At 65.0% G+C, this 12,195-nt stretch carries 9 protein-coding genes; 5 read left to right on the top strand and 4 right to left on the bottom strand.

Translation table 11 applies throughout. The annotated features are described in order from the left end of the window. The 3 genes from LQD11_RS08665 to uvrD are packed head-to-tail and all read right to left on the bottom strand — an operon-like array spanning position 1 to position 3,525. On the bottom strand, positions 1-231 hold the full coding sequence (locus LQD11_RS08665) for a hypothetical protein (RefSeq protein WP_238617184.1): 231 nt from the start codon (positions 229-231) through the stop codon (positions 1-3). Next, positions 228-1,310: a TRAP transporter substrate-binding protein gene (locus tag LQD11_RS08660; RefSeq protein ID WP_238617183.1), complete on the bottom strand. Its 1,083-nt coding sequence runs from the start codon at positions 1,308-1,310 to the stop codon at positions 228-230. The genes LQD11_RS08665 and LQD11_RS08660 overlap by 4 nt, the downstream gene beginning before the upstream one ends. A 28-nt stretch (positions 1,311-1,338) precedes the next feature. Beyond that, positions 1,339-3,525 (bottom strand): DNA helicase II, encoded by a 2,187-nt coding sequence (gene uvrD, locus LQD11_RS08655; RefSeq protein WP_238617182.1) that lies wholly within the window; start codon positions 3,523-3,525, stop codon positions 1,339-1,341. Between the two features lie 138 nt (positions 3,526-3,663). Here uvrD and LQD11_RS08650 point away from each other — a divergent pair, with 138 nt between their 5' ends. The 5 genes from LQD11_RS08650 to LQD11_RS08630 all read left to right on the top strand — a co-directional run bounded on the left by LQD11_RS08650 (position 3,664) and on the right by LQD11_RS08630 (position 11,565). Beyond that, complete coding sequence (locus tag LQD11_RS08650) at positions 3,664-6,495, top strand: 2-oxoglutarate dehydrogenase E1 component (protein ID WP_238617181.1); 2,832 nt, start codon at positions 3,664-3,666, stop codon at positions 6,493-6,495. 93 nt (positions 6,496-6,588) lie between these two features. Further along, positions 6,589-7,890 (top strand): 2-oxoglutarate dehydrogenase complex dihydrolipoyllysine-residue succinyltransferase, encoded by a 1,302-nt coding sequence (gene odhB, locus LQD11_RS08645; protein ID WP_238617180.1) that lies wholly within the window; start codon positions 6,589-6,591, stop codon positions 7,888-7,890. A gap of 86 nt (positions 7,891-7,976) precedes the next feature. Beyond that, positions 7,977-9,422 carry a dihydrolipoyl dehydrogenase gene (gene lpdA / locus LQD11_RS08640; RefSeq protein ID WP_238617179.1) on the top strand — a complete coding sequence of 482 codons (1,446 nt, stop codon included), beginning with the start codon at positions 7,977-7,979 and terminating at the stop codon, positions 9,420-9,422. 64 nt (positions 9,423-9,486) lie between these two features. Beyond that, positions 9,487-10,413, top strand: a complete 927-nt coding sequence (locus tag LQD11_RS08635) for an AEC family transporter (RefSeq protein WP_238617178.1) — start codon at positions 9,487-9,489, stop codon at positions 10,411-10,413. A 72-nt stretch (positions 10,414-10,485) separates the two neighbouring features. Continuing rightward, complete coding sequence (locus tag LQD11_RS08630; RefSeq protein WP_238617177.1) at positions 10,486-11,565, top strand: NAD(P)-dependent alcohol dehydrogenase; 1,080 nt, start codon at positions 10,486-10,488, stop codon at positions 11,563-11,565. A gap of 25 nt (positions 11,566-11,590) precedes the next feature. On the opposite strand, the gene LQD11_RS08625 is transcribed toward LQD11_RS08630, so the two are convergent. Beyond that, the gene (locus tag LQD11_RS08625; protein WP_238617176.1) at positions 11,591-12,055 is read right to left on the bottom strand and encodes a YbjN domain-containing protein; all 465 of its coding nucleotides are present in this window, start codon (positions 12,053-12,055) and stop codon (positions 11,591-11,593) included. Positions 12,056-12,195: the final 140 nt, after the last annotated feature.

The following is a 12,195-nucleotide window of genomic DNA, read 5'->3' as shown; positions in this document are numbered from 1 at the left end:
TTATTGCTCTCCATTGTTTTGGTCGGGCGAGCGGTAACCCGGTGCCAACACAGCCTTCTTGACGCCATAAAGCGCCAGGTGATCTTTCAGCCAGAGCCTGAATTCATAAGCGCGCCGGTTGCGGTGTCGGGTTTTGGGAATCAGATGATGCCGGGTAAGCACTTCGGCCCGACCGCAGAGCTGGCAACGGTCGGGCGAATCTCCCAGTGTGGAAGGATCCAGCACGGTCAAATCGAGTGAATTTCCTTCCAGCGGACCATCTCCGACTCGAACCCCATGTAGGAGGCATGAACCCGGCGGATGAAGGGGTCGTCCGCCGTCATCTCCAGCAGCATGTCCCGGCTCAGCCGGCGCAGATCATCCAGCACGGCATCCGGGAAACGCCGCAGCTGAACCCCTTGCTCACTCACCAGTCGATCCAGGGTCTGCTGATTGCGGGCCAGGAATTCATGGATCATCTGCTCGCCGGCCAGGCGGCAGGCCTGGGCCACGGCAATCTGAAGATGCTGGGGCAGGGCCTCGTAGGCGTCCCGATTGATCAGGGCCTCCACCTGGGAACCGGGGGCCTGCCAGCCCGGGTGGTAGTAATAGGGCGCCTGGCGATGCAGGCCCAGCGCCATGTCCTCGTAAGGCCCCATCCACTCGGCCGCCTCCAGCAGCCCCGACTGCATGGCCTCCGGCAGATCGTCACCGGGCAGCCGGATCACCTCGGCACCGGCGCGCCGCAGGACCTCGCCCCCCAGCCCCACGGCACGGATGCGCAGCCCCCGGAAGTCTTCGATGGTCCGGATCTCGCGCCGGAACCAGCCCCCCATCTGGGCTCCGGTGTTGCCGCAGGGAAAGGGGATCACGTCAAAGGGACGGTACAGGTCCCGCCAGAGCTCCAGACCGCCACCCGCATGCAGCCAGGCCTGGGTCTCCAGGGCGCCCATGCCGAACGGCACCGCGGTGAAGAACTGCGCGGCACCGCTCAGGCCCTGCCAGTAATGGGCGGCACCGTGACCGATCTCGGCGGCACCGCGGGAGACCGCCCCGAAGATATCGAAGGGCGACACCAGATCATCCGCCGCGAAGATCCGGACCTGAATGCGACCGTCGGACAGCTCGTGAAGGGTTCGCGCCAGTAGCTGCGCACCGCCCCCCAGGCCGGGAGACTCATGGGGCCAGGCCGTGATCATGCGCCAGTGGAAGCGACGGCCGGTGTCCGGCGCCGAAGTTTCACTCCCCTGGGGAATACCGCAACCGGTCAGGGCGCCGCCGGCCGCGAGGGCGGTAAGGGCGGCCTTGCCCAGGAAATCCCGTCGATGCATGGATGACCTCGGTTCTGTGTGCTCTCAGTCAGATGGGCTCAAGCTTGGCAAAGCCCACCACCAGCCACTTGCTGCCCTGGCCGGCAAATCTTACCTGGACCCGGGCCGACTTGCCCTGCCCTTCCAGGTCGGTGATCACGCCCTCCCCGAACTTGGGATGACGCACCCGGGCGCCCATGGACAGCCCACCCTCCTGCGGCGGTGCCCGGAACGGAGACGGTCGCGCCGGGGGCCGGGCCGGACTCTCGGGCATCGGGCGCCGGATCATGGCCCGGGGCCGGACATCCTCCAACAGTTCGGCAGGCAGCTCCCCAACAAAGCGGGAGGGGGCGTTATAGGTCTCCCGGCCATGCAGCCGACGGGTCTCCGCATAGCTCATCACCAACCGGCGACAGGCGCGGGTGATGCCCACGTAGGCCAGTCGCCGCTCCTCTTCCAGGCGCCCGGGTTCGTCCAGGGACATGCGATGGGGAAACAGCCCCTCCTCCATGCCCACCAGGAACACGAGCGGAAACTCCAGCCCCTTGGCGGAATGCAGGGTCATGAGCTGGATGCAGTCCTCCCAGGGGTCCGCCTCCCCTTCCCCCGCCTCCAGGGCGGCATGGGAGAGAAAGGCGGTCAGGGGCGACATGTCTCCCTGGGCCTCGCCATCGGGCACGAAGCCCCTGGCGGCACTGACCAGTTCGTCCAGGTTGTCCAGCCGGGTCTGGGCCTTTTCACCCTTCTCCTGGGCATAGTGTTCCCTCAGACCGGAATGGGCCACCACATGTTCCACCTGTTCGTGGAGTTCAATGCCCTGACAGGCCTGCTGCATGGCATCGATCCGTTGCATGAAGCCGCGCAGGGCATTGCCGGCGCGGGCGGTCAGGGTCCCCTGCGACAACAGACGGTCGGCGGCCGCCCACAGGCTGCTGCCCTGTTCACGGGCCTGCTCCCGGATCAGGGCCAGGGTCCGCTCTCCCAACCCCCGGGCCGGCTGGTTGATGACCCGCTCCAGGGCGGTGTCATCCGCCCGGTTTTCCACCAGGCGCAGATACCCCAGGGCGTCCTTGATTTCCGCCCGTTCGAAAAAGCGCAGCCCGCCATAGACGCGGTAGGGCACGGCGGCCTGGATCAGCACCTCCTCGAACACCCGGGACTGGGCATTGGACCGGTAGAGAATGGCCACGTCGCGGCAGGCGCCACCCGCCGCCCGCCAGGCACGGATCTGGTCCAGCACGAAGCGGGCCTCGTCATGCTCGTTGTAGGCCGCATAGAGGGTGACCGGAGCACCGGCGGTATCCTCGGTCCACAGCTCCTTGCCCAGACGCTCACCGTTGTTGCGGATCAGGGCATTGGCGGCCTGGAGGATGGTCCCGGTGGAGCGGTAATTCTGCTCCAGGCGCACGGTGCGGGCACCCGGAAAGTCACGGCAGAATTTCTGGATGTGCTCGATGCGGGCACCGCGCCAGCCGTAGATGGACTGATCGTCGTCGCCGACGGCAAACACCGGCGTGCGCTCACCCGCCAGCAGTCGCAACCAGGCATACTGGATCGCATTGGTATCCTGGAACTCGTCCACCAGGATATGGCGGAAGCGATGGCGATAGTGTTCCAGCAGGTCGGGGTTGTCCCGCAACAGCTCCAAGCTGCGCAGCAGCAATTCGGCGAAATCCACCACCCCGGCGCGACGGCAGGCGGCCTCGTAGGCGCTGTAGATGCGAATCATCTGCCGGTTCACCGGATCGCCGGTGTCCTGCATGTGTTCGGGCCGTACCCCTTCATCCTTGCGGCTGTTGATGTACCACTGCATCTGCCGGGGCACCCAGCGGGCCTCGTCCAGCTCCAGGGATTTGAGTACCCGCTTCACCAGGCGGAACTGATCCTCCGAATCGAGGATCTGAAAGGCTTGCGGCAGGCCGGCCTCGCGCCAGTGGGTACGCAGCAGGCGATGGGCCAGACCGTGGAAGGTCCCCACCCACAGTCCCCGGGGCGGGATGCCCAGCAGGCTCTCCAGCCGCCCGCGCATCTCACCGGCGGCCTTGTTGGTGAAGGTCACGGCGAGGATACTGTGGGGCGAGAGTCCCTCCACCTGGATCAGCCAGGCCACCCGATGGACCAGGACGCGGGTCTTGCCGCTGCCGGCACCGGCCAGCACCAGCAGAGGACCGCAGGGACTGCCCACCGCTTCGCGCTGGGCTTCGTTGAGTGATTCAAGCAGGGGAGCAGCATCCATCCGGGGGAGTCTATCAAAACCCGTGGCCGGGTGAATCCGGGGGTGATTCCTCTTGGATAGAACGCCGGAAAGGTCTACATATATAGGGACCCCCGAAACCATAAACTCACGCTATTCACGCCACCAGCGGACGCGCCGATGACCAAAGCGACCCAAACCCGCGACATGCAGGCCCAATGGAACACCTCCCATCTGGATGCCGGGAATGCCGCCTACCTGGACCAGCTCTACGAGACCTACCTGGAAGACCCCCAGCAGGTGTCACAAGCCTGGCGAACCTATTTCGAGGATATGACCCGAGCCGGCCGGGAGCCCCAGGTCATCCACAGCCGGATCCGCGATGAATTCCGCCAGATGGCCGAGGCCGGCACCCAGCGCGGCCTGCCCATGGGCAGCCTGGAACATGAACGCAAGCAGGTCCGGGTACTTCAGTACATCAATGCCCATCGCTTCCTGGGCCACCTGCAGGCGGACCTGGACCCGCTGGGCCTGTATGAACCCGCCAGCGCCCTGCCGGAACTGACCCTGGAACACCACGAGCTCTCGGAAGGCGACCTGGACACCGTCTTCAACACCGGTTCCCTGTTCGGCCCGAAAGAGGCCTCCCTGCGGGAGATCGGCCGCATTCTCAAGAGCACCTATTGCAAGACCCTGGGTGCCGAATACATGCACATCACCGAGACCACCGAAAAACGCTGGCTGCAGGAACGCCTGGAGCCGGTGCGCGGCGAACCCGGCTTCACCGCCGATCGCAAGCGCTACATCCTCGACCGCCTCACCGCCGCCGAAGGCCTGGAGCGCTACCTCCACAACCGCTATGTGGGCCAGAAACGCTTCTCCCTGGAAGGGGGCGAGAGCCTGATTCCCATGCTGGACGAGTTGATCCGGCGCGGTGGTGAGCAGGGGGTTCGGGAGATGGTCATGGGCATGGCCCACCGGGGCCGCCTGAACGTGCTGGTGAACATCCTGGGCAAATCCCCGGCGGAGCTGTTCCAGGAATTCGAGGGCACCGGCCGCCGGCACCCCGGCACCGGCGACGTGAAATACCACATGGGCTTCTCCTCCGACATCCAGACCCCCGGCGGCCCCATGCACCTGGCCCTGGCCTTCAACCCCTCCCACCTGGAAATCGTGGGACCGGTGGTGGAAGGCTCGGTGCGTGCCCGGCAGACCCGCCGTGACGACCGGGACGGAGACGAGGTGCTGCCGGTGGTGATCCACGGCGATGCCGCCTTTGCCGGTCAGGGCGTGGTGATGGAAACCCTGAACATGTCCCAGACCCGGGGCTTCTCCACCAAGGGCACGGTGCACATCGTCATCAACAACCAGATCGGTTTCACCACCAGCACCCTCAAGGATGCCCGCTCCACCCCCTACTGCACCGACGTGGCCAAGATGGTGAACGCCCCCATCCTGCACGTGAACGGCGACGACCCGGAGATGGTGCTGTTTGCCACCCGGATCGCCCTCGACTACCGGATGACCTTCAAGAAGGACGTGGTCATCGACCTGATCTGCTATCGACGGCATGGCCACAACGAGGCCGATGAGCCCTCCGCCACCCAGCCCGTGATGTACCAGCGCATCAAGTCCATGCCCACCACCCGTGCCCGCTACGCGGAGCGACTGGAACAGCAAGGCATCCTCGACGGGGAAGAGGCCCGGGCCATGGAAGCCTCCTGTCGCACCCGTCTGGACGCCGGCACCAGTCTGATGCCCTTTGTCATCGACAAGTCCGAATCCCCCTACGACAAGGCCGTGGACTGGAAGCCCTTCCTCGACCGGGACTGGCGGGAGCCCGCCGAGACCCGGGTCGGCCTGGATACCCTGCGCGGGCTGTGGCGACGCATGGTGGACCTGCCCGAGGGCTTCGAGCTGCACCCCCGGGTGGCCAAGATCATGGACGACCGTCGCAAGATGGCCGCCGGCTCATTGCCTCTGGACTGGGGTTTTGCCGAAATTTCCGCCTACGCCAGTCTGGTCACCGAAGGCTACCCGGTGCGTCTGACGGGGCAGGACAGCGGCCGCGGCACCTTCTTCCATCGTCACGCCGTGCTGTTCAACCAGCGCGACGGCAACCGCTGGATACCGCTGCGCAATCTGGCCGAGAACCAGGAGGAGTTCCTGGTCATCGACTCCCTGCTGTCGGAAGAGGCGGTACTGGCCTTCGAGTTCGGCTATGCCACCGCGGCCCCCAACACCCTGACCCTGTGGGAAGCCCAGTTCGGCGACTTTGCCAACGGTGCCCAGGTGGTGATCGACCAGTTCATCAGCTCCGGCGAACAGAAATGGGCACGTCTGTGCGGCCTGGTGATGCTGCTGCCCCACGGCTATGAAGGCCAGGGCCCGGAACATTCATCCGCCCGCCTGGAACGCTATCTGCAACTGTGCGCCCAGCACAACATGCAGGTCTGTGTCCCCTCCACCCCGGCACAGATCTTCCACCTGCTGCGACGCCAGATGATCCGCCCTTACCGCAAGCCGCTGATCGTGATGACACCCAAGAGCCTGCTACGCCACAAGCTGGCGGTGAGCACCCTGGAATCCCTCACCGAAGGCCGCTTCGAGAACGTCATCGACGAGATCGATCCGCTGGATCCCCAGGGCGTCACCCGGATCGTGCTCTGTGCCGGCAAGGTCTACTACGACCTGCTGGAGCGTCGCCGCGCCGAGGAGAAACACGGCATCGCCATCCTGCGCCTGGAGCAACTCTATCCCTTCCCGGAAGAGGAACTGAGCCGGATCCTGGCACAATACCCCAACGCCACCGAGTTCTACTGGGTCCAGGAAGAGCCCCTCAACCAGGGTGCCTGGTACTCCAGCCAGCATCATATCCGCGCCCTGCTGGGCGAAGACCGCTACCTGCAGCATGTCACACGGCCCGCCTCCGCCTCACCCTCGGTGGGCCACCTGGACGTTCACGTGAAACAGCAGGAAGCCCTGATCGAACGGGCCCTGCGCCAGAACTGACCTGGCCACCACCAGGGCGAGAGACACACAGGGGGCCAACGGATGTGCATCGCATCCGCGTCCCAAGGCCGGAACCATAAGGACACACACGCCATGAGTACAGAGGTCAAAATCCCGCAACTCCCCGAGTCCGTCTCGGATGCCACCATCGTCAGCTGGCACAAGCAACCCGGAGACGAGGTCAAGCGGGACGAGATACTGGTCGACATCGAAACCGACAAGGTGGTGCTGGAAGTTCCCGCCCCCGAGGACGGGGTGATGGGGGAGATCATTGAGCAGGAGGGTGCCATCGTCACCGCGGGGCAAGTGATCGCCCGCCTGGAAAAAGCCGGCAAGGGCGGCAAGAGCGGCGGCAAGAAAAAGGCTGCCAGTAATGACGGCGGCAAGGACGCGGGGAAAACCGCGAAGCAACCGGATACCGCCACCGCCGGGCGGGATGCCGCCGATGATGGGGATGACCCGGCCCTGAGTCCGGCGGTACGCCGCCTGGTCAACGAACACGGCCTGGACCCGGCCGAGATCGAAGGCACCGGCAAGGGCGGCCGCCTGCTCAAGGAAGACGTGCTCAAGTACCTGGAAACCCTGGAGGCAGAGGCCGCCCAGGCACCGGCAGCGCCTGCCACCGCCCCGGAAGCCAAGGCGGCCCCGGCACCCAGCGCCCCGCCGCCGGCCCCGTCCACCGGCCCCAGCGGTGCCCGCCCGGAAAAGCGTGTCCCCATGACCCGCCTGCGGGCACGCATCGCCGAGCGCCTGGTGGAGGCCCAGCAGAACGCCGCCATGCTCACCACCTTCAACGAGGTGAACATGAAGCCGGTGATGGACCTGCGGGCCCAGTACAAGGACCGCTTCGAGAAACGCCACGGCGTACGCCTGGGCTTCATGTCCTTCTTCGTCAAGGCCGCCACCGAGGCCCTCAAGCGCTTCCCCGAAGTGAACGCCTCCATCGACGGCAAGGACATCGTCTACCACGGCTATTTCGACATCGGCATCGCCGTCTCCGCGCCCCGGGGGCTGGTGGTGCCCATCCTGCGGGACACGGACACCCTCACCATGTCGGAGGTCGAGCGCACCATCAACGACTTCGGCAAGAAGGCCGAGGCGGGCAGTCTGGGCATGGAGGACCTCACCGGCGGCACCTTCACCATCTCCAACGGCGGTGTCTTCGGCTCCCTGCTGTCCACCCCCATCATCAACCCGCCCCAGAGCGCCATCCTGGGCATGCACCGCATCCAGGAGCGCCCCATGGCCGAGAACGGCCAGGTGGTGATCCGGCCCATGATGTACTTGGCCCTGTCCTACGATCACCGCATCATCGACGGTCGCGAGGCCGTGCAGTTCCTGGTGACCATCAAGGACATGCTGGAAGACCCGGCCCGACTGCTGCTGGAAGTGTAGGGATCATCCTGAACCATGCCCGTGTGGCGGTTGAGGCCGCGACACGGGCCACATGAACACAAGACAATAAGATCGGGAGCCAGACCATGGCACAGCAGGACTATGACGTAGTAGTGATCGGCGCCGGCCCGGCAGGCTATGTGGCCGCCATCCGTTGCGCCCAGCTAGGACTCAAGACCGCCTGTATCGACCGCTGGCGGGATGACGCGGGCAAGGAGCGCCTGGGGGGCACCTGCCTGAACGTGGGCTGCATCCCCTCCAAGGCCCTGCTGGAATCCTCGGAGCTGTACGAACACACCCGCAAGCACCTGAACACCCACGGCGTGCATGTGGGCGACGTGGAACTGGATCTGGCCGGCATGATGGCCCGCAAGGACCGTCTCATCGGCAACCTCACCCAGGGTATCCAGGGCCTGTTCAAGGCCAACAAGGTCACCTGGCTCAAGGGCCAGGGCCAGCTTCAGGGGGAGCGCAAGGTCTGCTTCACTTCCCACGACGGCAAGGAAGAGATCCTGGAGCCGGAACACATCATCCTGGCGCCGGGCTCCCACTCGGTGGAACTCAAGTGCGCCCCCTATGACGGCAAGTACATCGTCGATTCCACCGGCGCCCTCGCCTTCGACGAGGTACCCAAGCGCCTGGGCGTGATCGGCGGCGGCGTCATCGGCCTGGAGCTGGGCAGCGTCTGGCGCCGCCTGGGGTCCGAAGTGGTGGTGCTGGAGGCCCAGGACCGCTTCCTCTCCTTCTGCGACGACCAGGTCTCCCAGGAGGCCCTGAAGATCTTCGGCAAGCAGGGACTGGACATCCGCCTCTCGGCCCGCGTCACCGACACCCAGGTGGACGAGGACAAGGGCACCGTCACCGTCATGTACGAGGACGAACAGGGCCGTCACGAGGAGCGCTTCGACCGCTTGGTGGTCTGCGTCGGTCGCCGCCCCTCCACCGACGGCCTGGTAAGCGGCCCGGTGGAACTGCTCATCGACGAGCGGGGGGCCATCCATGTGGACGACCACTGCAAGACCACTCTGCCCAACGTCTATGCGGTGGGCGACGCGGTGCGCGGCCCCATGCTGGCCCACAAGGGTTCCGAGGAAGGGGTCATGGTGGCCGAGCGCATCGCCGGCATGGGCACCACCCTCAACTACGAAACCATCCCCAGCGTGATCTACACCCTCCCGGAGATCGCCTGGGTGGGCAAAACCGAGCAGGAACTCAAGAACAAGGGCATCCCCTACTCCGTGGGCGTGTTCCCGTTTGCCGCCTCCGGTCGGGCCCGGGCCATGGAGGACACCACCGGTTTCGTCAAACTGCTGGCCCACGCCGACACCGACCGTCTGCTGGGCGCCCATGTGATCAGCTCCCGCGCCTCCGAGCTGATCGCCGAGTGTGTCATCGCCCTGGAATTCGGGGCCTCCAGCGAGGATTTGGGCCGCACCGTCTTTGCCCACCCCACCCTCTCCGAGGCCGTGCACGAAGCCGCCCTGGCCACCCTGGGCCATCCGCTGCACATCCCGCCCGGCAAGAAGGGCTAAATCCGAACCTTCCCTCCCGACGGCCCCGCTCCCCCTCCGGGGGGCGGGGCCTTATCCTGCCCGCATGACCGCCACCTTCTCCCTGCTCACCCAACTGCTCCCCCTGTACATCACCATCGTGCTGGGCTGGCTGGCCGGGCGCTATCTCAACGCCAGCGGCGGCCATATCGCCGGGATCATGCTCTACATCATCACCCCGTCGGTGATCTTTGCCGGAGTGATGCACGCCCCCCTGAGCCCCAGCGTCCTGCTGCTGCCGGTGATGATCTTCGGCTTCTGCACCCTGATCGCCCTGACTCACCTGTATCTGGCCCGGCGCTGGCTGGGGGACAACACCGCCGCCCTCATTCCCCTGTCGGTGGGCACCGGCAACAGCGGCTATTTCGGCATTCCCGTGGCCCTCCTGCTGTTCGGCGCGGAAGGCGTGAGCCTGTACATCCTGTGCATGCTGGGCACCACCCTGTTCGAGCATTCCGTGGGTTTCTATCTGGCGGCGCGGGGGCGCTTCAGCATCCGTGACTGCCTGGTCAAGGTATCCCGCCTGCCCTCCCTCTATGCCTTCCTGCTGGGCGCGGCCCTGAACCTGAACGGCGTCGGTATCGCGGAGGTGCTGCAACCCCTGTTCGACAACCTGCGGGGGGCCTACAGCATCCTGGGCATGATGATCATCGGCATGAGCATCCTCAGTTTCCGGGGCCTGGCGGGCAACCCCCGCTTCACCCTCCTGGCCTTTGCCGGCAAGTTCATCAGCTGGCCCCTGCTGGCCCTGGCCTTTGCCTGGGTGGACACCCACTGGCTGGGCATCCATGACCTGGCCGTTCATCAGGCCATATTCCTGCTCTCCATCACCCCCATCGCCGCCAACACCGTGGTCATCGCCACCCTCCTGGACACCCACCCCAGACAGGCCGCCGGCACCACCCTGCTCAGCACGATCTTTGCATTGGGATTCATCCCGGTGATGGTGACGTGGCTGATGCCGGGGGGATAGAGGCCGTTCTGTCGCCCCCACCGCCCTCGTTTTCTGCTTAACTCATAAGAGTCCAGACGTGGAGATGGGGCCATGGCCAGCATGATGAAAGCCGCGGTGTTCGTGGAACCCGGCCGTATTGAAATCACGGACAAACCGATCCCCGCCGTGGGACCCAACGATGCCCTGATACGCATCACCACGACCACCATTTGCGGTACCGACGTGCACATCCTCAAGGGTGAGTACCCGGTTGCCGCCGGCCTGACCATAGGCCATGAACCGGTGGGGATCATCGAGAAGCTGGGGGCAAACGTGCAGGGATATACCGAGGGACAGCGTGTCATTGCCGGCGCCATCTGCCCCAGTTTCACCTCCTACGCCTGCCAGGACCATTGCTGTGCCCAGGATGGTGGACACCATGCCCATGGCTACAAACCCATGGGTGGCTGGCGCTTCGGCAACACCATTGATGGCGCCCAGGCGGAGTACCTGCTGGTGCCCGATGCCCAGGCCAACCTGAGTCCGGTGCCGGATGGACTGACCGACGAGCAGGTGCTCATGTGTCCGGACATCATGTCCACCGGATTTGCGGGGGCCGAATCGGCGGATATCCGCATCGGTGATATCGTCGCCGTCTTTGCCCAGGGTCCCATCGGGCTGTGTGCCACCGCCGGTGCCCGCCTGCGGGGTGCGGGCATGATCATTGCCGTGGATGGCGTCGATGAGCGCCTGCGGATGTCACGGCAGATGGGAGCCGACGTGACACTGGACTTTCGCAAGGTGGATGTGGTGTCGGAAATCCTGAAACTGACCGGTGGACGCGGCGTGGATGCTTCCATCGAGGCGCTGGGCCTGCAGTCCACCTTCGAAGCGGCCTTGCGGGTGCTCAAGCCGGGCGGCACCCTGTCCAGCCTGGGGGTCTATTCCAGCGATCTGACCATTCCCATGGATGCCTTTTGTGCCGGCCTGGGTGACCACAAGATCGTGACTTCCCTCTGCCCGGGCGGCAAGGAGCGCATGCGCCGGCTGATGCAGATCATCGCCAATGGCCGCCTGGATCTTGGACCGATGGTCACCCACCGCTATCACCTGGACCGGATCGTGGAAGCCTACGACCTGTTTTCCCATCAGCGTGACGGCGTGCTCAAGGTGGCGATCAGTACCCATTGACCCAGTGCACGGCAAGGAACGGCGATTACTTCGTCAGCACCTCGCTGCGGAACTTGAGCAACGCCACGCGCCACCAGTCCAGGGTGTCGTCCAGGTTGCGCGCGGTGACGCCGAAATCCAGATTAACGTTCATCTCCAGCACGGGATCTCCCTCGTCATCCAGATAGGCCTTGCCGAAACGGGCAACCCTGTTCCACTGGTTCATGTCTTCCAGCGTGTACTGGCCATTGGTCTGCCAGGCACTGGTGAACTGAATGTTCTTGCAATTGAGATTCTGCGAACACCCATAGAACATGATGGTGTAGCCCGTGCCGTCGATGCGCCCGCGGATCATGGGGTCACCCACACTGTCGGTGGTCAGGGTCGCTGAACCATATCCCTGGGCAAGCTGCCGGATCTTTTCCGGATCCTTCGCATCCACGATCTCGGCTGCCGACAGGGTACCGGTCGCGGCCAGCAAGACCGCACTCATCAACACTGGTTTGAGCATGGTGGATTTCCTTCAAAGGGCTATCAGGGACTTACCGGGAGTGGCATCCCACGGACAAAAGGTTCCAATCAGATGATATACACTCCCGTGTCAGAATCATTCAACCACTCACCGGCTTATCCATCCCGGTCATCACCCGG

It is taken from the genome of Ectothiorhodospira shaposhnikovii (assembly GCF_022227765.1).
Classification (GTDB): domain Bacteria; phylum Pseudomonadota; class Gammaproteobacteria; order Ectothiorhodospirales; family Ectothiorhodospiraceae; genus Ectothiorhodospira.
Note: the sequence above shows the minus strand (reverse complement) of the source record. Positions and strands in the feature narration are given on the sequence as shown.

Excerpts from the sequence above, each read along its gene's own strand:
- uvrD (WP_238617182.1), bottom strand. The coding sequence starts at position 3,525 with ATGGATGCTGCTCCCCTGCTTGAATCACTCAACGAAGCCCAGCGCGAA.
- LQD11_RS08660 (WP_238617183.1), bottom strand. The coding sequence starts at position 1,310 with ATGCATCGACGGGATTTCCTGGGCAAGGCCGCCCTTACCGCCCTCGCG.
- LQD11_RS08650 (WP_238617181.1), top strand. The coding sequence starts at position 3,664 with ATGACCAAAGCGACCCAAACCCGCGACATGCAGGCCCAATGGAACACC.
- odhB (WP_238617180.1), top strand. The coding sequence starts at position 6,589 with ATGAGTACAGAGGTCAAAATCCCGCAACTCCCCGAGTCCGTCTCGGAT.
- LQD11_RS08630 (WP_238617177.1), top strand. The coding sequence starts at position 10,486 with ATGGCCAGCATGATGAAAGCCGCGGTGTTCGTGGAACCCGGCCGTATT.
- lpdA (WP_238617179.1), top strand. The coding sequence starts at position 7,977 with ATGGCACAGCAGGACTATGACGTAGTAGTGATCGGCGCCGGCCCGGCA.
- LQD11_RS08625 (WP_238617176.1), bottom strand. The coding sequence starts at position 12,055 with ATGCTCAAACCAGTGTTGATGAGTGCGGTCTTGCTGGCCGCGACCGGT.
- LQD11_RS08635 (WP_238617178.1), top strand. The coding sequence starts at position 9,487 with ATGACCGCCACCTTCTCCCTGCTCACCCAACTGCTCCCCCTGTACATC.